The organism is Metapseudomonas cellulosilytica (assembly GCF_049334135.1).
GTDB lineage: Bacteria > Pseudomonadota > Gammaproteobacteria > Pseudomonadales > Pseudomonadaceae > Metapseudomonas.
Genome location: NZ_JBHZGN010000030.1, coordinates 62,353 through 84,165, shown reverse-complemented (window position 1 = coordinate 84,165; position 21,813 = coordinate 62,353). Strand labels below are relative to the sequence as shown.

18 protein-coding genes are annotated in these 21,813 nt (G+C 65.2%); 16 read left to right on the top strand and 2 right to left on the bottom strand.

Going from position 1 to position 21,813, the window contains the following annotated elements:
* The 6 genes from ACFW0H_RS26860 to ACFW0H_RS26835 form a co-directional block, all read left to right on the top strand.
* On the top strand, positions 1–155 hold a 155-nt coding region (locus tag ACFW0H_RS26860; RefSeq protein WP_422916897.1), incomplete at its 5' end, for a TauD/TfdA family dioxygenase.
* A 69-nt stretch (positions 156–224) separates the two neighbouring features.
* Positions 225–1,277: a beta-keto acid cleavage family enzyme gene (locus ACFW0H_RS26855; protein WP_422916891.1), complete on the top strand. Its 1,053-nt coding sequence runs from the start codon at positions 225–227 to the stop codon at positions 1,275–1,277.
* 111 nt (positions 1,278–1,388) lie between these two features.
* Positions 1,389–2,702: an MFS transporter gene (locus ACFW0H_RS26850; RefSeq protein WP_422916890.1), complete on the top strand. Its 1,314-nt coding sequence runs from the start codon at positions 1,389–1,391 to the stop codon at positions 2,700–2,702.
* A complete protein-coding gene (locus tag ACFW0H_RS26845) occupies positions 2,699–3,367 on the top strand; it encodes a DsbA family oxidoreductase (RefSeq protein ID WP_422916889.1) in 669 nt (222 codons plus the stop codon). The genes ACFW0H_RS26850 and ACFW0H_RS26845 overlap by 4 nt, the downstream gene beginning before the upstream one ends.
* Positions 3,364–3,714 (top strand): Rieske (2Fe-2S) protein, encoded by a 351-nt coding sequence (locus ACFW0H_RS26840; RefSeq protein WP_422916888.1) that lies wholly within the window; start codon positions 3,364–3,366, stop codon positions 3,712–3,714. Before ACFW0H_RS26845 ends, ACFW0H_RS26840 begins: the two co-directional genes overlap by 4 nt.
* On the top strand, positions 3,696–4,706 hold the full coding sequence (locus ACFW0H_RS26835; protein ID WP_422916887.1) for a YeiH family protein: 1,011 nt from the start codon (positions 3,696–3,698) through the stop codon (positions 4,704–4,706). The genes ACFW0H_RS26840 and ACFW0H_RS26835 overlap by 19 nt, the downstream gene beginning before the upstream one ends.
* A 330-nt stretch (positions 4,707–5,036) precedes the next feature.
* On the opposite strand, the gene ACFW0H_RS26830 is transcribed toward ACFW0H_RS26835, so the two are convergent.
* Positions 5,037–5,942, bottom strand: a complete 906-nt coding sequence (locus ACFW0H_RS26830; RefSeq protein WP_422916886.1) for a LysR family transcriptional regulator — start codon at positions 5,940–5,942, stop codon at positions 5,037–5,039.
* Between the two features lie 168 nt (positions 5,943–6,110).
* Between ACFW0H_RS26830 and ACFW0H_RS26825 the strand changes: the two genes are divergently transcribed.
* The 3 genes from ACFW0H_RS26825 (at position 6,111) to betA (ending at position 10,992) form a co-directional block, all read left to right on the top strand.
* Entirely contained in the window at positions 6,111–7,619 is a 1,509-nt protein-coding gene (locus tag ACFW0H_RS26825; RefSeq protein ID WP_422916885.1) for an aldehyde dehydrogenase family protein, read from the top strand.
* Positions 7,620–7,758: 139 nt separating this feature from the next.
* Positions 7,759–9,264, top strand: coding sequence for a purine-cytosine permease family protein (locus tag ACFW0H_RS26820; RefSeq protein WP_422916884.1), 1,506 nt, complete (start codon positions 7,759–7,761; stop codon positions 9,262–9,264).
* Between the two features lie 42 nt (positions 9,265–9,306).
* On the top strand, positions 9,307–10,992 hold the full coding sequence (gene betA / locus ACFW0H_RS26815) for a choline dehydrogenase (RefSeq protein ID WP_422916883.1): 1,686 nt from the start codon (positions 9,307–9,309) through the stop codon (positions 10,990–10,992).
* Between the two features lie 307 nt (positions 10,993–11,299).
* On the opposite strand, the gene ACFW0H_RS26810 is transcribed toward betA, so the two are convergent.
* The gene (locus ACFW0H_RS26810) at positions 11,300–12,304 is read right to left on the bottom strand and encodes an AraC family transcriptional regulator (protein ID WP_422916896.1); all 1,005 of its coding nucleotides are present in this window, start codon (positions 12,302–12,304) and stop codon (positions 11,300–11,302) included.
* 376 nt (positions 12,305–12,680) lie between these two features.
* On the opposite strand from ACFW0H_RS26810, the gene ACFW0H_RS26805 reads away from it, so the two are divergent.
* The 7 genes from ACFW0H_RS26805 to ACFW0H_RS26775 all read left to right on the top strand — a co-directional run bounded on the left by ACFW0H_RS26805 (position 12,681) and on the right by ACFW0H_RS26775 (position 21,812).
* Positions 12,681–13,244, top strand: a complete 564-nt coding sequence (locus ACFW0H_RS26805; protein WP_422916882.1) for an RBBP9/YdeN family alpha/beta hydrolase — start codon at positions 12,681–12,683, stop codon at positions 13,242–13,244.
* A gap of 127 nt (positions 13,245–13,371) precedes the next feature.
* Complete coding sequence (locus ACFW0H_RS26800; protein WP_422916881.1) at positions 13,372–15,294, top strand: DUF1302 domain-containing protein; 1,923 nt, start codon at positions 13,372–13,374, stop codon at positions 15,292–15,294.
* Between the two features lie 39 nt (positions 15,295–15,333).
* Positions 15,334–16,692, top strand: coding sequence for a DUF1329 domain-containing protein (locus tag ACFW0H_RS26795; RefSeq protein WP_422916880.1), 1,359 nt, complete (start codon positions 15,334–15,336; stop codon positions 16,690–16,692).
* A gap of 67 nt (positions 16,693–16,759) precedes the next feature.
* Positions 16,760–17,812, top strand: a complete 1,053-nt coding sequence (locus ACFW0H_RS26790; protein ID WP_422916879.1) for a WD40/YVTN/BNR-like repeat-containing protein — start codon at positions 16,760–16,762, stop codon at positions 17,810–17,812.
* Positions 17,813–17,830: 18 nt separating this feature from the next.
* A complete protein-coding gene (locus tag ACFW0H_RS26785) occupies positions 17,831–20,371 on the top strand; it encodes an efflux RND transporter permease subunit (protein ID WP_422916878.1) in 2,541 nt (846 codons plus the stop codon).
* Positions 20,372–20,501: 130 nt separating this feature from the next.
* Positions 20,502–20,849, top strand: coding sequence for a DUF3302 domain-containing protein (locus tag ACFW0H_RS26780; protein WP_422916877.1), 348 nt, complete (start codon positions 20,502–20,504; stop codon positions 20,847–20,849).
* 3 nt (positions 20,850–20,852) lie between these two features.
* The gene (locus tag ACFW0H_RS26775) at positions 20,853–21,812 is read left to right on the top strand and encodes an HlyD family secretion protein (protein ID WP_422916876.1); all 960 of its coding nucleotides are present in this window, start codon (positions 20,853–20,855) and stop codon (positions 21,810–21,812) included.
* Position 21,813: the final 1 nt, after the last annotated feature.

Genomic DNA, 21,813 nt, shown 5'->3' with positions numbered 1-21,813 from the left:
CCTACGTACCGGAGTACCAGGTGCGCTGGCGCTGGAAGCCCAACAGCATGGCGATCTGGGACAACCGCTCCACCCAGCACTACGCCGTGATGGATTACCCGCCCTGCCATCGCAAGATGGAGCGCGCCGGGATCATCGGCGACACGCCTTTCTGAGCACCGATCCGCCGTGCCGGACGAACGCCGGCAGCAGCCCTTGAACAAGAACAGAACGAGGTTACTCACATGCAATTTCTAGACGATTCCCTGCACCCGGAAAACATGGAGAAGGTGGTCATCACCGTGGCGCCCTACGGCCCCGAGTGGATGCCGGCCGACTTCCCGGAAGACATTCCGGTGACCATGGACGAACAGGTGCAGAAAGCCGTGGACTGCTACGAAGCAGGCGCCACCGTGCTCCACCTGCATGTGCGCGAACTCGACGGCACCGGCTCCAAGCGCCTGTCCAAGTTCAACGAGCTGATCGCCGGCGTGCGTGAGGCCGTGCCGGACATGATCATCCAGGTCGGCGGTTCCATCTCCTTCGCGCCGGAAAGCGAGGGCGAGGCGGCCAAGTGGCTGTCCGACGACACCCGCCACATGCTGGCCGAGCTGACGCCCAAGCCCGACCAGGTCACCGTGGCCATCAACACCACCCAGATGAACATCATGGAGCTGCTCTATCCGGAGTACCTGAAGGGCACCTCCCTGGAAAACCCGGTCTACCAGGCCGCCTACAGCGAAATGACCGTACCGGCCGGCCCGGCCTGGGTCGAGGAGCACCTCAAGCGCCTGATGGCCAACGGCATCCAGCCGCACTTCCAGCTCACCGGCATCCATGCCCTGGAAACCCTCGAGCGCCTGGTGCGCAAGGGCGTCTACAAGGGCCCGCTGAACCTGACCTGGATCGGCATCGGCGGCGGCTTCGACGGTCCCAATCCGTTCAACTTCTTCAACTTCATCCACCGCGCCCCGAACGGCGGCACTCTCACCGCCGAGTCGCTGCTGAAGAACGTGCTGCCGTTCAACACCATGGCGCTCGCCATGGGCCTGCACCCGCGCGTCGGCATCGAAGACACCATCATCGACCAGCACGGCAAGCGCTTCACCTCCGTGCAGCAGATCCAGCAGACCGTGCGCATCGCCCACGAGCTGGGTCGCGAAATCGCCTCCGGCAAGGAAGCGCGCGAGATCTACAAGATCGGTGTCCGGTACAAGGATGTGGAAGAGACCCTGCGGATGAACGGCATGGCGCCGAACCGCCAGCCCGGTCAGAAGCACGTCCCGCTGCGCACCTGATCCGCGCAGCCAGGGGTCGGCCCAAAAGGCCGGCTCCGGCAGGACGGCGACCAGCCGTTCTGCCCGCTAGTGTGACAAAAACAAAAAGACGCACAGATTCAAGGTAATGACATGGCCTACCATCACGCTGCCACCGCCAGTACCGCCGATTTCGACGACTCGGCCGTCAACATCCCCCGGACCTACGCCTGGGTGGTGTTCGCCCTGACTTTCGGCCTGCTGCTTTCCGACTACATGTCCCGGCAGGTCCTCAACGCGGTCTTTCCGTTGCTCAAATCCGAGTGGACGCTGACCGACTCCCAGCTTGGTCTGCTCAGCGGCATCGTCGCGCTGATGGTGGGCCTGCTGACGTTCCCCCTTTCCCTGCTGGCCGACCGTTGGGGCCGGGTGAAGAGCCTGGTGCTGATGGCCATGCTCTGGAGCCTGGCGACCCTGGGCTGCGGCCTGGCGGAAAACTACCAGCACATGTTCATCGCCCGCTTCCTGGTGGGTGTAGGCGAAGCGGCCTACGGCAGCGTCGGCATCGCTGTGGTGCTCTCCGTGTTCCCCCGGCAGATGCGCGCCACCATTACCGGCGCCTTCATGGCCGGCGGCATGTTCGGCTCGGTGCTGGGCATGGCGATGGGCGGCATTCTCGCCGAGCACCTGGGCTGGCGCTGGTCCTTCGCGGGCATGGCGATCTTCGGCCTGGTGCTGGCCACGGTCTACCCGCTGGTGGTCAAGCAGTCGCGCATCGCCAAGCCGATGGCCGCGCCCGCCGCCGGTGACGAATTTCCCTGCCGTCGCCCGCTCAAGACCCTGTTCGCCAGCCGCTCGGTGATCTGCGCCTATGTCGGCAGCGGCCTGCAACTGTTCGTTGGCGCGGCGGTGATGGTCTGGTTCCCCAGCTACCTGAACCGCTACTACCAGATGGGCACCGACCAGGCCGGCGTGGTCTCGGCGATCATCGTCCTCACCGGCGGTGCCGGCATGATCCTCTGCGGCATCCTCAGCGACCGGCTCTGCCGCAACGCGCCGGACCGCAAGATCGCCCTGGCCATCGCCTACTGCCTGATCAGTTGCGTGTTGCTCTCCGTGGCCTTCCGCATGGCGCCCGGCGTGCCGCAGCTGGTAGTCATCGCCCTGGCGATGCTGGTGGCGACCGGAACCTCCGGCCCGGCCGGCGCGATGGTGGCCAACCTGACCCACTATTCGATCCATGGCACGGCGTTTGCCACCCTGACGCTGGCCAACAACCTGCTGGGCCTGGCCCCCGGGCCTTACTTCACTGGCGTGCTGGCCGACCACTTCGGCCTGGATCGCGCCTTCCAGCTGATCCCGCTGATCAGTGTCGCCGCGGCGCTGGTGTTCTGCTACGGCAAGCGTCACTACCACCGCGACATCCAGAAGCTGGCGTCCTCGACGGCCAGCGAGGAGCGTGCATGAAACCCCTGCTGGTCGAAATGACCTTCGACTTCATCTGTCCCTGGTGCCTGATCGGCAAGCGCAACCTGGAAAAGGCCTTGCGCTCCCTGGCCGCCAGCCGACCGGACGTGCCGGTCCGGCTGCACTGGCGCGGTGTGCAACTGCTGCCGCACCTGCCGGCCGAGGGTGTGTCCTTCAAGGAGTTCTATACCCAGCGCCTCGGTAGCGAAGCGGCTGTACGGGCGCGCCAGGAACAGGTGAAGGATGCCGCCTACCATGCGGACGTGGATATCGACCTGCAGCGCATCCAGCGCATGCCCAACACGGCCAACGCCCACCGTCTGCTGGCGCTGGCCAGGGAGCAGGGCAGCCAACGTCAGATCGACGCGCTGCTGGAGCAGCTGTTCGCCAGCTACTTCCAGCGCGGCGAGGACCTGGGCGACCGCGAACTCCTGCTGCGCCTGGCCCGCAAATGCGGCTTCGACCCGGACCGCCTGGAGGGCGTTCTGCATGAGGACGGCCGCCCCTATGCCGGCAGCGAGAACGTGCCGTCCAACACTGCCGTGCCGTCGTTCGTTCTCGACCGGCGCATTTCCCTGGCCGGCGCCCAGCCGCCGTGGCTGATGCTGGCCCAACTGCACCGCGCGCTGGACCTGCGCGCCGTGGCGGAGGCCTGTCACGCATGACCCATCGGGTGGAAGTGCCTGCGGCGCAGGTGCCGCCGGTTGGCGGTCGCAGCCTGTTTCGTCACGGTGGCAAATCGCTGGTGCTGTTCAACCAGGGCGGTGAGCTGTTCGCCATCGACGAAGGTTGCCCGCACAACGGCGCCTCGCTGTTCAGCGGCCGCCTGGAAGGACGCCTGCTGCGGTGTCCGGCCCACGGCCTGCGTTTCGACCTGGCCACTGGCTGCGTCCCCGGCGTGAGCGGCTTCGGTGTCGCCACCTACGCGGTGGAGCAGGAGCAGGGCCGTTGTTTCATCGATCTATCGCGGCCGCGTCCGCAGGAATCAATCGTATGTCTGCAACAGCAATAATCTCGCTGGGATCGCGCACCCGGGTACTCATGCCCGGTGTGATCGTCAGCGCCGTGGTCGCCGCGGCGGCCACCTTCCTTTCCGAGCACTACGGTGCTCCGGTGATGCTCTTCGCCCTCCTGCTGGGCCTCGCAGTGAACTTCCTGGCAGCCGACGGCGCATGCAAGCCCGGCATCGAGTTCACCGCCCGCGAAGTGCTGCGGGTTGGCGTGGCACTGTTGGGCATCCGCATCACCCTGGAACAGATCGCGTCGCTCGGCTGGCAGCCAGTCGCCATGGTGGTGGCTCTGGTGGTGGTTACCATCCTCGTGTCAGTCGCAGTGGCGCGTCTGCTTGGCTTCAACAGCCTGTTCGGCCTGCTCACCGGCGGCGCCACCGCCATCTGCGGCGCCTCCGCGGCCCTGGCCCTGGCGGCGGCGCTGCCCAGTCATCCGCAGAAGGAGCGCGCGACGCTGTTCACCGTGATTGGCGTGTCGGCGCTGTCCACCCTGGCGATGATCCTCTACCCGATGATCGCCGAGGCCCTTGGGCTCTCGCCCTTGCATGCCGGGTTCTTCATCGGCGGCACCATCCACGATGTAGCCCAGGTGGTCGGCGCGGGCTACAGCATGGGTCACGATACCGGCGACAGCGCCACCGTGGTCAAGCTGATGCGCGTGGCCATGCTGCTGCCGGTGATCGTCTGCGCCGCGATGATCACCCGCATGCGCGGCGCCGAGCCGGGCAGCAAGCGGCCGCCGCTGCTGCCTTGGTTCGCCGTGGGCTTCGTGATCCTCGCCGCAATCAACAGCACGGGCGTGATACCGCCAGTGGTGCAACAGGCAGGTAACGAACTGTCGCGCTGGTGCCTGGTGATCGCCATCAGTGCCTTGGGCATGAAGACTCAGCTCAAGGACCTGGCCTCGGTAGGCATCAAGCCGATCCTGCTGATGGTCGGGGAAACCGCCTTCCTCGCCGTCCTGGTCCTGGCAATGCTGCGTTGGGGTTTCTAACGATTTACTCCTGCTCCCGTGAGGGGGTCATCGACGCCTGCCACAGCAGGCTTTCACCGCGCCGAAGCCAACAGGGAAGGGCTTCTGGCGCGGTTTTTTTTGGCGCAGGGCCGGGTTGGGGTGATCTCGTAGGATGGGTGGAGCAACGCGATACCCATCATGACGGAGCGATGGGTATCGCTCCGCTCGCGGAGCGCCGCCCGACCCATCCGGACCCACGAACTGGTGGGCATGGGAGGGCATCCGAGGGGGAGACCTGCGGCCTCCTTGGCGAATGAATTCGCCCCTACAGGTTCGTGCGAGGGGCCGGGGGTGAGGGCACGGCAGGCTTCAGGCCGGCTTCGAACAGCCGGCCAGGTCGTCGAGGAAGGCCTCCAGGATCGGCGGCGGCGCCAGGCCGCGGCGGGTGATGACGTCGAAGGCGGCCAGTGGCCGCAGGCGCTCGGGGAGCAGCGGGCGCATGTCGCCGGCCTCCACCCAGCGGAAGGCGAAGTGGCGGGGGAGGAAGCCCAGGTAGGCGCCGGAGATGATCAGGATGGCCAGCGCCTCGATGTTGTCCACCGTGGCCGCGGCCTTGGTCGCGCCCACCAGTTCCAGGTCGCTTTGTTGCAGGAAGCCGCGGGCCACCAGGCGCGAGGCGGCGATCTGCCGTTGCAGCTCTTCATCGGCTGCCTGGCTGCGGTACAGCGGGTGGTGGCGGCCGCAATAGAGGCCGAGGACTTCCTGGTAGAGCGGGGAGTAGGTGAGCCCGGGGACGCGGAAAGGGAAATGGCCGATGGCCAGGTGCAGGCGACCGTCCAGCACCCGCTCTTCCAGTTCGGACGGGGTGCCCACGTAGACGTTCAGGTGCACATCGTGGCCGCGGGCGACGAAGCGCTGGGTGGTGGCCGGCAGGGGCGAATCCGGGTCGGTGATGGTGGTGTCGATGATGCCCAGGTTGAGGGTGCCGCTGATATGCCGCTTGAGCACATCGGCGTCCATGCAGAAGGTCTCGACGGCCGACAGCAGGCGCTGGGTGGCCTCGTGGATGGCGACGCCCTGCTCGGTGAGGCGGAAGCCGCTGCGTCCGCGCTGGCAGAGCTTGACGCCGAGGCGTGCCTCCAGCTGGGTCATCTGCTCGCTGATAGTGGACTGGCCGACATTCAGGGCGGCCTGGGCGGCGGAGAACCCGCCGCACTTGACGATGGTTTCGAAAACCCGAAGCAGCTTCAGGTCGACGTCATAGAGCTGGATCAACACAACCTCCCGGTTTTCGAAACATCGGAAATTGCCAATTTGTGTATCTGATCTTTTGGATTTTACCCATGTGAATCCGGGGCCATAGTCGACCCAACGGCGATTTCCGGCAAGGCCTGTAAGCCGTCTTCCCGACCACGCGACCTGCGCATGACGACGAGAGCGACGATGGATACCAAAACAAAAAACTATCTTCAGCAATACGGCGTTTCCGAAGCGACCCAGCGCTTCCTCTCCAAGCCCCTGAGACTGTTTATCGGTGGTGCCTGGGTGGAGGCTTCCGATGGCGGCACCGCCGAAGTGATCGAACCCTCCAGCGAGGGCGTGCTCGCCCGCATTCCCATGGCCACGGCCGAGGACCTCGACCGCGCCGTGCAGGCCGCCCGCGCACAGTTCGACGGCGGCGCCTGGAGCCAGCAGAAGCCGCTTGAGCGCGAGCGCCTGCTGCATCGCCTGGCCGACCTGATCGAGGCCAACGCCGACGAGCTGGCGGAGATCGAATCCATCGACATGGGCAAGTCGGTCGCCCAGGCGCGTGCCGTCGACATCCAGGGCACCATCGATACCTTCCGCTACTTCGCCGGCTGGGCCAGCAAGATCCACGGGCGCACCGTCGAGCCTTCGCTGCCCGGCAACTACCTGGCCTATACGCGCAAGGAACCGGTGGGCGTGGTGGGCGTGATCGTGCCCTGGAACTTCCCCCTGCAGACCATGGCCTGGAAACTCGGCGCCGCCCTGGCGGTGGGTTGCACCGTGGTCGTCAAGCCGGCCGAACTGACCTCGCTGTCGGCCCTGCGCTTTGCCGAGCTGGTGCAGGAAGCGGGCATTCCCGGCGGCGTGGTGAACATCGTCAGCGGCCGCGGCAGCGTGGTCGGCTCGGCCATGTCCAGCCACCCGGGCATCGACAAGCTGAGCTTCACCGGTTCGACCCCGGTGGGCTGCTCGGTGGGCAAGGCCGCCATGGACCAGATGAAGCGCCTGACCCTGGAACTGGGCGGCAAGTCGCCGGTGATCGTGTTCGCCGATGCCGATATCAAGGCCGCCGCCCAGGCCGTGGCCAACGGCGTGTTCTTCAACTCCGGGCAGGTTTGCGACGCCGGTACCCGCGCCTATGTGCACCGCAGCGTCTATGCCGAGTTCCTGCGCGAGCTGGCCGACTACACCGCGACGCTGAAAATCGCCCCCGGCCTGGACCCCGACTGCTTCATCAGCCCCATGGTGTCGCGTCAGCAACAGCAGCGGGTCCTGGAATACATCGAGGCCGGCAAGGCCGAAGGCGCGGAGCTGTACTACGGCGGCGAGCCCGTCGAGGGCCCGGGCTTCTTCGTCCAGCCGACCATCTTCGCCAACTGCCGCAACGACATGCGCATCGTCCAGGAGGAGATCTTCGGCCCGGTGCTGGTGACCGCGCCCTTCGATGAGGAGGACGAGGCCCTGGCGCTGGCCAACGACTCAGAGTTCGGCCTGGCGGCGGCACTCTACTCAAACGACCTGGGCCGGGTGCATGGCCTGATCCCGCGCCTGCGTGCCGGCACCGTCTACGTCAATGCTCACAGCACCCTCGACCCGTCGATGCCCTTCGGCGGCTACAAGCAGTCCGGCTACGGCAAGGACCTCGGATCGGAACAACTGGATTTCCTGCTGGAAACCAAGGCGGTGTGGATCACACTTCCCTGAGTGATTGCTGCGAAAGCAGCGGCAGTCCCTGTCGCTGCAACGTGAATACCTCGCACCCGGTCAGCCCGGTCCTTCCGGACTGGCTGCCCCGGTGCAAGGCCTGGTGAAACTCCAATACGAAAACAAGAGCGGAGATACCATGAAATCAGCATCGCAAAAGCTAGCCGCGCACGAGGGACAGCGCGGACTGGAAATCGAAGGCCACTCCATCGATTTCATCCATGAAAGCGAAAGGACCGACAAACTGTCCGCCCAGGGGCCGTTCTGGTTCGTGGGCAACTTCACCTTCTTTACCATGACCATCGGCTTCGTCGGGCCGAGCGTGGGTCTGAACGCGTTCTGGACCATGATCGCCGGCACCTTGGGCATCATGTTCGGCACCCTGTTCATGGCCTTCCACGGCTCGCAAGGTCCGCACCTCGGTCTGCCGCAGATGATCCAGTCGCGCGCCCAGTTCGGTTATCGCGGCGTGGTGCTGGTGTTGCTGGCAACGCTGTTCGTCTTCGCCGGCTTCAACATCGTCAACCTGGTGTTGATGATGCAGGGGCTGGAAACCCTGTTCCATTGGGGGCCGATGGCCGTGGCGCTGGCGGTCACGGTGCCGGCGACCCTCCTGGCGATCCTCGGCCACGACTGGATGCACAAGACCTTCAAGTGGTCGCTGTTCCTGTCGCTGCCGCTCTACGGGCTGGTCACGGTCGCGGTGCTGATGGGCTGGATCCAGTCCGCACCGGCGCCTGCCGATAGCGCGGATGCGGTCAAGCTCGGGTTCTGCTGGACCGGCTTCATCGCCCAGTTCGCCGCCGCCGCCAGCTACAACATCGCCTATGCGCCCTATGTCTCGGACTACTCCCGTTACCTGCCGAAGAACACCTCCAGCGGCAAGCTGATCGCGGCGGTGTTCATCGGGGCCTCGCTCTCCGGCGCCTGGATGATCTCGGTAGGTGGTTGGCTGGCGGAAAACCTGCGCACCACCGATGTGCTGGTCGCGCTCAACAGCGTCGGCGCCAGCTTCGCACCGCAGCTGGGTACGGTGGTGGTGGCGATCACCATCCTGGCCTTCCTGCCGGTGATCGCGATGAACATCTACAGCGCCAAGCTCACGGCCATCACCGGCGTGGATTCGTTCCGCAAGATCAAGCCCACCCCCAAGGTGCGCATCTGGGCGATCCTTTTCGTCGTGCTCCTGCAACTGGGCGTGGCGATCACCATCAACGCCTCCGGTTCGGGCCTGTCGATGCTGAACATGTACCTGGTAGTGATGCTGTATTTCCTGGTGCCCTGGACCGCCGTCAACCTCACCGACTACTTCTTCGTGCGCAAGGGGCGCTATGCCATCCCGCACTTCTTCCTGCCCCACGACAACATCTACGGGCACTGGGGTGGTCGCGGTCTGATCGCCTACCTGATCGGCTTCGTGGTGATGATCCCGTTCTTCACCATCTTCAGCGGCACCGAGGAAGTCTATGTCGGCCCGCTGGCCAGGATGATCGGCAGCGTGGACCTGGCCTGGCTGGTCGGCCTCATCGTCTCGGGCATCGCCTACTACCTGCTGTGCCTTTCCCTCGACCTGGAGAAGGAGGAAACCCTCATTCGCCATATCGAGAAGGACTCCCCCCATTTCACGACGGGTAAAGCCTGGTAACCGCCTGCACCCAATCCGTCCGGTTTCATTGCGAGAAAGATCATGGCTAACAGATACGACTACATCATCATTGGTGCGGGTTCGGCCGGCTGCGTTCTGGCCAACCGCTTGACCGAGGACGCCGGCACCTCCGTGCTGGTTCTGGAATTCGGCGGCAGCGACCGCAGTGTGCTGATCCAGATGCCCAGCGCCTTTTCCATCCCGATGAACACGAAGAAGTACAACTGGCGCTACGAGACGGTGGCCGAGCCGCACCTGGACGGCCGTCGCCTGCACTGCCCGCGGGGCAAGGTGCTCGGCGGTTCGTCGTCCATCAACGGCCTGGTCTACATCCGTGGCCACGCCTATGACTTCGACGAGTGGGAATCCCTCGGCGCGAAGAACTGGGGCTACCGCAACTGCCTGCCGTATTTCAAGCGCGCCGAGACCTACAAGTTCGGTGGCGATGACTACCGCGGCGCCAGCGGCCCGCTGTCCACCAACAACGGCAACAACATGCAGAACCCGCTCTACGGCGCCTGGGTGGATGCGGGCGCCGAGGCCGGCTACATCAAGACCGACGACTGCAACGGCTACATGCAGGAAGGCTTCGGCGCCATGCACATGACGGTGAAGGACGGCGTGCGCTGGTCCACCGCCAACGCCTACCTGCGGCCGGCCATGGAGCGGCCCAACCTGACCGTGGTCACCCATGCCATGACCCGGCGCATCCTCCTCGATGGCAAGCGCACCGTAGGCGTGGAATACGACCAGGACGGCCAGACCCATACCGTGTACTGCAACCGCGAAGTGCTGGTGTCGTCCGGCCCCATCGGCTCGCCGCACCTGCTGCAGCGCTCCGGCATCGGCCCGGCGGCGGTGCTGAAGAAGGCCGGCATCGAGGTCCGCCACGACCTGCCGGGTGTAGGGGAAAACCTCCAGGACCACTCGGAGATCTACATCCAGTACGAATGCAAGCAGCCGGTGACGTTGAACAGCAAGATGGGCCTATTCGCCAAGGCGCTGATCGGCCTGCGCTGGCTGCTGTTCAAGGACGGCCTGGGTGCCAGTAACCACTTCGAGGCGGGCGGCTTCATCCGCTCCGAACAGGGGTTGAAGTGGCCGGACATCCAGTTCCACTTCCTGCCGGCGGCGATGCGCTACGACGGTGACAAGCCGTTCAAGGGCCACGGCTTCATGGTGCTGACCGGGCCGAACAAACCGAAGAGCCGGGGCCATGTCCGCGCCCGTTCGGCCGATCCCTACGAGCATCCGGAAATCCGCTTCAACTACCTGGAAAGCGAAGAGGACCGCGAGGGCTTCCGTCGCTGCGTGCGCCTGACCCGCGAGATTCTTGCCCAGCCGGCGATGGACCCTTACCGGGGCGAGGAACTGGCGCCCGGCGCCCATGTGCAGACGGACGAGGAGATCGACGCTTTCGTGCGCGCCAACATGGAGAGCACCATGCACCCCTGTGGCTCCTGCCGCATGGGCGAGGACGACATGGCGGTGGTGGACTCCGAACTGCGGGTGCGCGGTATCCAGGGGCTGCGGGTGATCGACTCGTCGGTGTTCCCCACCGAGCCCAACGGCAACCTCAATGCGCCGACCATCATGCTCGCCGAGCGCGCCTCGGACCTGGTGCGCGGACGTCGCACGCTGGAGCCGGTGGACGTCGAAGTGGGCCTGGCGGCCAATTGGGAGACCGCCCAGCGCACTGGGGCGCCGCTGCGCAACGTCAGCGTGTAAGACCGGGCTGGCTGGATGAATCCGATCCGGTTGGGCACCGCGCTCGATCCGGTCGCAGCATCCAGGGTTGGGCTATGGAACCTGTAGGAGCGAATTCATTCGCGAATGCAGGACGCAGTCCTGCCGTAGGGTGGATGACGCTCTTTTCATCCACCATCGGTGCCCAGCCGAGCCTCCCATGGTGGACCGGTGAAGCGTGGTCCACCCTACAAATGCGGCCAAGTCCCTCGCTCCCACAAGGCCAGCCCACCGGTTCGGAGGGCTGGCCTTTTCGTCCCAGCGGTCCGGGTTGCTGGAACCCGGCTTCCTACTCTTCCGCCTTCACCTGGTGCTCCCGCCGCCACGCCGCCGGTGACTTGCCGAACTGGCAGGTGAACCAGCGGGTGAAGGAGCTGGGTACCGAGTAGCCCAGCAGGTCGGCGATGCGGCTGAGGGAATAGCGGGGGTTCTCCATGTAGCGCAGTACCAGGTCGCGCCGCGCTTCGTTGATCAGGTCGGAGAAGGTCACCTGACTTTCTTCGAGCCGGCGTTGCAGCGTGCGCACATTCAGCCCCAGGGACTGGGCGATCTGCTCGATCGTGGAGCGGCCCATGGGCAGCAGCAGGTAAATGGCCTTGCGTACATCGTTCAGCGTCGACTGCCGCGCGGCGCCGGGCAGGGTTTCCACCAGGCGCTGTGCATGTCGTGCCATGGCCGGGTCGGCCAGGGGGTTGGGTTTGTCCAGGTCGGCGACCTGGCAGACGATGCCGTTGAACTCGCTGCCGAATTCCATCTTGCAGCCGAACACCCGGCGGTGCAGCTGCAGTTCCGGCGGGGCGTCATGGCTGAAGTTCACACTCAGCGGGCGCCAGTTCGACCCCAGCAGGGCGCTGCACATGCGAAACAGGACGCCGATGGCCAGCTCCATGCCCTGGCGCATGGGCGCCGACGTGTCACTGATGATCTCTTCCCGCAGGATTACCGTCTTGCCCACTTCGTCCACGTAGAGCGCCAGCGATTCGTTCAGCAGGTGGCGGTAATTCACGATGACGTCCAGCGCGTCGCGCAGCGTTGGCTGGTGGGAGAGCAGCAGGCTGATGACGCCGAAATCCGACAGCTGGCGCGACTCGGCCATGCGCAGTCCGAACGTGGGGCAGTTGGCGGCGCGGGCGGACTCCTCCAGCAGGGCGGCCACGGCGGAAGTCGGCAGGCGCTGGTCGGGATTGTCGATCAGGGACTGGCTGAGCCCCACCTGACGCAGGAGTTGCTGTGGGTTGAGGCCCAGGTGCTGAGCCACTTCGATGTAGTTGGTCAGGGCCGCTGCGCGAACCATTGGGGTCATGTCGATCGCCACGCTGAGGTTGTGCCGGCACGGGGTGGTACATCCGGTACCGATGGTTATTGTCGTAAATAGCGAAGTGAATCTGTCGTCGCTGATAGTCCGCGAATTTGTTTTTGATGACAACGGCCGCTCTGTTCCCGCTCGTGACATGGAGCAAGTAAAGACAAACCGTGGAAATTGGCCCACCCCACGGACGACGGGCATGGCCGCCGAGTCGGACGCCGGGCGGGGCGGCATGGCCCTGTCATGAAATGCGAAGCTCCTGACGCCCTATGAAAAGCGGCTATCCCCCCACCGATCTACTGTTTGCATCACCAAGTTCCTAAAGCCGCGATGGCGATCCCATCGCAAGCAAAAGGGTGATGACGTGTCCGATAACAACAACGCAACCATCCTCATAGTCCCGGGTCTGCGCGACCACGTCGCAGACCATTGGCAGACCGTGCTGGCCGCCCAACTGCCCAAGGTACGCACCGTACCGCCGCTGGAGCAGGACAAGCTGAGCCTGCCGGCCCGGGTCGAAGCCATCCAGCGTGAGCTGGAACAGATCGAGGGACCGGTGATCCTGGTCGCCCACAGCGCCGGCGTACTCATGGTCGCGCACTGGGCAGCCCGCTACAGCCGGCCTATCAAGGGTGCGCTGCTGGCGACCCCGCCGGACCTCGACGCTACCTGGCCCGAAAACTACCCGAGCCCCGAATCCCTGCACGCCAATGGCTGGTCGCCGCTGCCGCGCCAACCGCTGCCGTTCCCCAGCCTGGTGTGCGCCAGCGACAACGACCACCTGGCCAGCCTCGATGCGGTACGCCGCATGGCCAGCGACTGGGAGAGCCGCCTCGTGGAATTGGGCGCCGTCGGCCACCTCAATCCCGCGGCGGGCTACGGCGAGTGGTCCTACGCTCATGAACTGATCCAGATGCTGGATCACTGACGGATATCCAATGCCCGGCCGAGACATCGGCGGGCAGGCGCGAGGCCCGGCAACCGGCTGAGCGCCGACTGCAGGGAGTGCGCTGAAGGGTTGCTTTAGTCAATACAACAAGAAGCGGAGCCAACGCATGAACAACAAGAACAATCATCAGCTGAACCTGCGCAGGTGCCTGCTCGCCTCGGCCATCGCCGCCGGGATGGGCGCCCCCGTCGCAGTCCAGGCCTTCGAGGTCGACACCGGCAATCCGGATTGGTCGATTCGCTTCGACAACACTGTCAAGTACAACTATGGCGTGCGCACCGAGAGTGCGGACAAGCGGATGCTGGGCACCCCGAACAACAACGACGGTGACTACAACTTCCGCAAGGCCGGTACCAACATCACCAACCGTATCGACCTGCTGACCGAACTGGATGTGATCCACGGCGGCAACAAAGGCTTCCGCGTCAGCGCCGCCAGCTGGTACGACAAGGCTTACGACAACACCGGTTCCAACTCGAACCCCTTCGTCAACGGCAACGAGGCGTTCTCCACCATCGTCGGCCAGCCCAGCACGACCAACCCGGCGTTCGGCAGCCCGCACCTCTCCAACTACGCCCAGCGTTACTACAGCGGCCCGTCCGGCGAGATCCTCGACGCCTTCGTGTTCTACAGCACCGAAGTCGGCGACGAGTCGATGTTCAGCATCAAGGCCGGCCAGCACAACGTCTACTGGGGCGAGACCATCCTCAACCCGGTGCACGGCATCAGCTACGGCCAGTCCGGCCTGGACCTGGCCAAGCTCTCCGCCGCCCCGGGCACCGAGGCCAAGGAGCTGTTCGTCCCGCGCAACCAGATTTCCACGTCCTTCACCATCAACCCCGAGCTGACGGTGGCCGCGCAGTATTTCCTGGAGTGGGATAACGCCCGTCTGCCCGAGGCAGGCACCTATTACGGCAGCTCGGACCTGGTGGGCGAGGGCGCGCAGTCCTTCCTCCTCGGCCATACCGGCGGCCCGGGCCTGGCGGGGCCGAACGGCACCCTCACCACCATTCGCCGTGGTCACGACATCACCCCGGACAAGCGCGGCGACTGGGGCCTGATGCTCAAGTGGTCGCCCGAGTGGCTCGATGGCACCCTCGGCGCCTACTACCGCAAGACTTCGGAAATCCTGCCGCAGGCGGTACTCGATGGCACCGGGCTGACGGCGCGTGGCGCGGCCGGTCCCATCGCCAACGTGCAGAACTCCATCCGCACCACCAACTACAAGTTCGCCTATGGCGACGACATCGACATCTTCGGCCTGAGCCTGTCCAAGGAAATCGCCGGAATCAGCGTCGCCAGCGACCTGAACGTCCGCCACAACATGCCGCTGGCGAGCATTCCGGCCATCGTCAGCGCCCCCGGCCCCGGCGGCCTGGCGGCGGGCCTCGGCCTGCTGCCGCCCCGCGCACCGGGCACCGGCGTGGTCACCGAGCTGCCCAGCAGCGGCGACAGCATGAGCGCCACCGGTGACACCCTGCACTGGACCCTGAACGGCTTGATGACCATCGGCGACACCCCGGTGTTCGACGCCGCGACCCTGCTCGGCGAGCTGTACTACAGCAACCTGCTGGAGCTCGATAGCCACAACGAGGCGCTCTACAAGGGCAAGAGCACCTACCGCGGCATCGACAAGCCGACCCGTGACAACTGGGGCGTGGCGGTCAACTTCACGCCCACCTGGTACCAGGTATTCCCGGGCATCGACCTCTCCGCACCGATGTCCGTCAACGTCGGCCTGGATGGCGTGTCCCCGGTCCAGGGCGGCGGCGCAGAAGACACCGGCACCTACTCGGTGGGTGTCGGCGCGGCAATCTACAACCAGTACTTCGTCGACCTGAAGTACGTGGACTCCTTCGGCGATGCCGAGAAGTGTGAAAACGGTGCCACTGACGGCTCCACACCCAACGCATTGGATGCCACGCAGCGCTACACCTGCTTCGCCGGGGGTTATTCCTCCTTCTCCGGCGGCGGGGCTACCACGGAAGACCGTGGCGCGGTTTACCTGACCCTCAAGACCACCTTCTGAATTCCGCGTCGCTCGAGACCCGAGCAGGAGAGTTACAAGATGAAATTCGTGAAAACCCTGATGGCGGCTTCCCTTGCGGTGGCCATGGCTGGTACCGCTCATGCCGCCGTATCCTCCGCCGAGGCGGCCAAGCTGGGCACCAGCCTGACCCTGGTGGGCGCCGAGAAGGCCGCCAACGCCGATGGTTCCATTCCCGCCTACGAAGGCGGCCTGACCACCGCGCCGGCCGGCTTCAAGTCCGGCGACAGCATGCGTCCGGACCCCTTCGCCAGCGAGCAGCCGGTGCTGGTGATCGATGGCAAGAACGTCGACCAGTACAAGGACAAGCTCACCGCTACCACCGTGGAACTGGCCAAGCGTTACCCGGGCTTCCGCGTCGACGTGTTCCAAACCCACCGCACCGTGGCCATGCCCAAGCCGGTACTGGACAACGCGGTGAAGAACGCCACCGGCGCCAAGAGCGCCAACGGCGGCCTGGCCATCGAGAACGTGCTGCCGGGCGTACCCTTCCCGATCCCACAGTCGGGCGCCGAGGCCATGTGGAACCACCTGCTGCGCTACCAGGGCGTGACCATCAACTCCAAGTACGACTCCTGGAACGTTGATGCCGCGGGCACCGCGACCCTGGCCACCACCGGCCAGGCCTTCATCAACTACCCGATCTACGAAGACCTGAACAAGCCCATCGCCAATACCGACGTGTATTACCAGATGAAGCTGTACTACTCGGGTCCGGCCCGCCGTGCCGGCGAGGCGATCATGCTCAAGGACGCCGCCAACGCGGTCGAGCAGCCGCGCCGCGCCTGGCAGTACCTGCCCGGCCAGCGCCGCGTGAAGCTGGCGCCGAGCCTGGCCTACGACACCCCGAACCCGGGTACCGCCGGTGCCGGCACCTACGATGACGTGTTCGTCTTCAACGGTGCGCTGGACCGCTACGACTGGAAGCTGGTGGGCAAGCAGGAAATGATCGTGCCCTACAACACCTACGAGCTGACCTACGCCCAGGACCCGAAGTCCCTGACCACCCCCAACCACCTGGCGCCTGACCACGTGCGCTGGGAGAAGCACCGCGTCTGGGTCGTGGAAGGCACCCTGAAGTCCGGCGCCCGCCACATCTACGCCAAGCGCCGCTTCTACCTGGACGAGGACAGCTGGGTGGCCCTGGCTTCCGACCAGTACGACGCCCGCGGGCAGATCTACCGTGGCTCCTTCGCCTTCCTCAGCCAGAGCTACGACAAGGAAGTGCCTGACACCACCCCCTTCGTGATCTACGACCTGGTGGGCAACTCCTACAACATCAACGGCATCGTTGGCCCGTACGGCGGCATCCGTTACATCGACCCGCTGACCAAGGCTCAGTGGGCAGCCGAGTCCCTGGCCGGCGCCGGCATTCGCTGAGCCAGGCTGGTTGCCGCCCCCTTTGAGTGTGGGGGGCGGCAACCCCTTTTTTTCTAGAGGACATCCCATGTTTCTCATCAAATCCTTCGCCCTGGGCCTGGCCCTGATTGCCGGTAATGCCAATGCCGCGCCCATGGCGGATGTGCTCGACCTGCCGGCGCAGCACAGTGCGCTGGCCAGCCACAGCCCCTTGCTCGACCTGGCCCGGGCCGGCTCGCGGCTGGTGGCCGTGGGGCAGCGCGGGCACATCCTGTTTTCCGACGACCAGGGCAAGACCTGGACCCAGGCCAGCGTGCAGGTCAGCTCCGATCTCACCGCCGTGCAGTTCCCCACGGCCAAGCAGGGCTGGGCGGTGGGTCATGACGGCGTGGTGCTGCATAGCGGCGATGGCGGCGCAACCTGGCAGAAGCAACTCGATGGCCGCCAACTGGGCCGCCTGATGCAGGACTACTACGCGGCGAAGCCTGACGCCCTGCAATGGCTGGACGAAGGCAAGCGGATCGAGGCCGAAGGCGCCGACAAGCCCTTTCTCGACCTCTGGTTCAGCGATGAGCGCAACGGCTTCGTCGTCGGCGCCTTCAACCTGATCTTCCGCACCCGTGATGGCGGGCAGAGCTGGGAGCCCTGGGCGGACCGCACCGACAACCCGTCGGGCTACCACCTCAATGCCATCGCCAGCGATGGCGAGCACCTGTTCATCGCCGGTGAACAGGGCCTGCTGCTGCGCCTCGATGAGCATAGCGAGCGCTTCCAGGCCCTGGCATCGCCCTATCAGGGCAGCTTCTTCGGCATCGCCGCCGAACCCGGCCTGGTCCTGGCCTACGGGCTGCGTGGCCATGCCTATCGCAGCACCGACGCCGGCACCAGCTGGAACCAGGTGAACACCGGGCTGAACAGCAGCATCACGGCATCCGCCCGTGATCCAGAGGGCGTGCTCTACCTGTTCGGCCAGACCGGCCAGGCCCTTGCCAGCGGTGACGAAGGACGGACCTTCCAGCCTTTGGACATCGGTCAACCGGTGCCGGTATACGGCGCCCTGACATCCGCCGATGGCGGACTGTTGCTGGTGGGCGCTCGTGGCATCAGCCAGCGGCCCCTGGCCCCTGCCAAACAAGAATAACAGCGAGGCGAACCCATCATGGGTGGCATGAAACAAGATGCGATGCCGGTAATCCGGGATCTGAAAGACTTCGATGCGCGCAGCGGCAACCTGCTGGAGCGCATGGTGTTCAACCATCGTCTGTCGTTCGTGGTCGGCATCCTGCTGGTGACGCTGCTGCTGGGCTACATGGCGCTCACCCGCCTGGAGCTGCGGCCCAGCTTCGAAAAGATGATTCCCCAGGGACACCCCTACATCCAGAACTTCCTGGAAAACCGCAAGGCCCTGCGCGGCCTGGGCAACAGCGTGCGGGTGGTGGTGGAGAACACCCAGGGTGACATCTTCGACCCGGCCTATCTCGATGCCCTCAAGCAGGTGCATGACGAGCTGTTCCTCACCGAAGGCGTCGACCGCGCCTGGATGAAGTCCCTGTGGGCGCCCGGCGTCCGCTGGACCGAAGTCACCGAGGAAGGCTTCCAGGGCGGCCCGGTGATGCCCGACGGCTACGACGGTTCCAAAGAGAGCATCGAGCAGCTGCGGCAGAACATCGCCCGCGCCGGCATCGTCGGCAGCCTGGTGGCCAACGACTTCAAATCCACCATGCTGGTGGTGCCCCTGCTGGACCAGGCCGCCGCCGGCTCCAAGGGCGTGGACTACCACCAGTTCTCCCGCACCCTGGAAGACAAGTTCCGGCTGCGCTTCGAATACGAAGGAGACCGCAAGGCCCAGGCATCCGGTGAAGAAGGGCAGGGCGCCATCAAGATCCGTGTCATCGGCTTCGCCAAGCTGGTCGGTGACCTGATCGATGGCCTGCTGCGAGTCATGGCCTTCTTCGGCCTGGCAGTGGTCACCGCCTTTTTCATCATCCTGGCCTATACCCGCTGCCTGCGCAGCAGCCTGCTGGTGATCCTGTGCTCCCTGATGGCGGTGGTCTGGCAGCTGGGCATCGTCGCCTGGCTGGGCTATGCCCTGGACCCCTATTCGATCCTGGTGCCCTTCCTGATCTTTGCCATCGGCGTGTCCCACGCCGCGCAGAAGATGAACGGCATCATGCAGGACATCGCCCGCGGCACCCACAAGCTGGTGGCGGCCCGCTACACCTTCCGCCGCCTGTTCCTCGCCGGGGTCACCGCGCTGCTGGCAGACGCGGTGGGCTTTGCGGTGCTGATGCTGATCGATATCCCGGTGATCCAGGACCTGGCCATCACCGCCAGCATCGGTGTGGCGGTGCTGATCTTCACCACCCTGCTGATGATGCCGGTGGCGCTGTCCTACATCGGCGTCGGCAAGAAAGCCGCCGAGCGCGCCCTGCGGATCGACACCAACGCCGCGGCGCACAAGGGCTTCGGACGCATCTGGGACTTCCTTGACCGCTTCACCGGCAAGCGCTGGGCGCTGACCACGGTGGGCCTGGCCTTCCTCATCGGGGTGGGCGGCTTCATGGTCAGCCATCAGCTGCAGATCGGTGACCTCGATGCCGGCGCACCGGAACTGCGTCCCGAGTCCCGCTACAACCGTGACAACGCCTACATCACCAGCCACTACGCGCTGTCCAGCGACCTGTTCGCGGTGATGGTGAAGACCGCGCCGGAGGGCTGCCTGAACTACCAGACCCTGATCCAGGCCGATCGCCTGGCCTGGGCCCTGCAACAGCACCCCAATGTGCAGGCCACCACCTCCCTGGCCAACGCGGTGCGCCAGATCACTGCCGGCACCTACGAGGGCAACCCGAAGTTCCTCAGCCTGCAGCGCAACCAGGACGTGCTGAACTATGCCGCCCAGCAGGCTTCGGTGAACACGCCGGAGTTGTTCAACACCGACTGCTCGCTGATGCCGGTGATCGCGTTCCTCAAGGATCACAAGGCCCAGACCCTGGATGAGGTGGTGGACATCGCCGCACGCTTCGCCGCCGAAAACAGCAGCGAGGATCGCCAGTTCCTGCTGGCCGCGGGCAGCGCCGGCATCGAGGCCGCGACCAACATCGTGGTCCGCGAGGCCAACCGCACCATGCTGTTCTACGTCTACCTGGCGGTGACCGTGTTCTGCCTGATCACCTTCCGCAGCTGGCGCGCGACCCTGGTGGCGCTGCTGCCACTGGTGCTCACCTCGGTGCTCTGCGAGGCGCTGATGGTGGTGATGGGAATCGGCGTGAAAGTGGCCACCCTGCCGGTAATCGCCCTGGGCGTGGGCATAGGCGTGGACTATGCGCTGTACCTGCTCAGCGTGCAGCTGCAATTCCAGCGCCAGGGCCTGTCGCTGGCGGAGTCCTACAAGAACGCGGTGGCCTTCACCGGCCGGGTGGTGGGCCTGGTGGGGATCACCCTGGCTGCCGGCGTGGTTTGCTGGGCCTGGTCGCCCATCAAGTTCCAGGCCGACATGGGTATCCTGCTGACCTTCATGTTCGTCTGGAACATGATCGGCGCGCTGATCCTGATCCCGGCGCTGTCGTACTTCCTCCTGCGCGAGCGCGGCGAAGCGGAGCAGCCGGCCATCCCGAGCGGCGAGGCACACCCGCGCCGTACCGTCGAAACCGTGGAAGACGGTCGCATGGAGTCTGTGCAATCCGAAGCGGCACGCTAGGGAACTTGGACTAATCTGGAAATCGGGGGATCGCCGCCGGCCGTAATCTAGCCGGCGGCGATGCCGTTTCCGGCATTTGTCGATGCGCCTGCTCCCCTGTCGTGAGGGCCGTCATTCAGGATGAGACATCATGCTCGACTACGTCGCCTTGGGCGTACTGATATTCGCCGCCGTGGTGCTGTTCTACGGAATCATCGTGCTCCACGACATTCCCTACGAGATCGCCGTTCACCGTAATCATCCGCACCAGGACGCCATCCATGCCGCCGGCTGGGTGAGCCTCTTCACCCTGCATGCGCTGTGGCCGTTCCTGTGGATCTGGGCCATGTTGTACCGCGAGGATCGCGGGTGGGGATTCACCACGGGCAAGCCGGGCGCTGAAACAGATCTTGCCCAGCAGGTGGCGGAGCTGCGCAAGCGAATCGAACTGCTCGAAGGGCGGATGTCCGCTTCCGGCAGCGAGCACAAGGAGGGTTGAGCCATGGACCTGTTGCTGATCCTCACCTATGCATCCATCTGCGTTGCCATCTTCAAGATCTTCCGCATCCCGCTGAACAAGTGGACCGTGCCCACGGCCGTGCTGGGCGGGGTGGTCCTGGTCGGCGCGCTGATCTTCCTGATGAACTACAACCATCCCTATTCGGAGGTGGCACGGACTTACTTCGTGTCCGTGCCGGTGATTCCGGTGGTCACCGGCCAAGTGATCGATGTGCCGGTCCAGGGCAACCAGCCGCTGCAAAAGGGCGATGTGCTGTTCCGCATCGACCCGACGCCCTTCGAGAACCGGGTGAAATCCCTCAAGGCGCAGCTGGTGGCGGCACGGGCCGACCAGTCCCGCGCCCGCGAGCTGGCTGCCCGCAATGTGGGTAACCGCCGTGATGTGGACCTCACCACGGCGCGGGTGGAGGACCTGGACGCGCAACTGAATATCGCCCAGTTCGAACTGGACAACACCGTGGTGCGGGCACCGAGCAAGGGCTTCGTCACCCATGTCTCGCTGCGCCCGGGCATGATGGCCAGTCGGCTGCCGCTGCGCCCGTCCATGGTGTTCATCCCGGATGAGGGCTATTACTTTGCCGCCTGGATGCGCCAGAACAGCCAATTGCGGCTTTCCACCGGCGACGAGGCGGAAGTGGCTTTCGATGGCATTCCCGGCCGGGTGTTCCAGGGCAAGGTGAAACAGGTGATCGGGGTGATCGGCGAAGGCCAGGTGCAGCCCTCCGGCACCCTGATCAGCTTCACCGGCTCGCCGCCGCCCGGGCGGGTGCCGGTGATCATCGAGATCACCGATCCGGACTATGCCCAGTACGCGGCGCTGATGCCCGGCGGCTCCTACGGCCAGGCGGCGCTCTACAGCAAGCACTTCCACCATGTGGCGATCATGCGCAAGATCCTCCTGCGCATGGCGGCCTGGATGAACTACATCTTCCCGTTCCACTAAA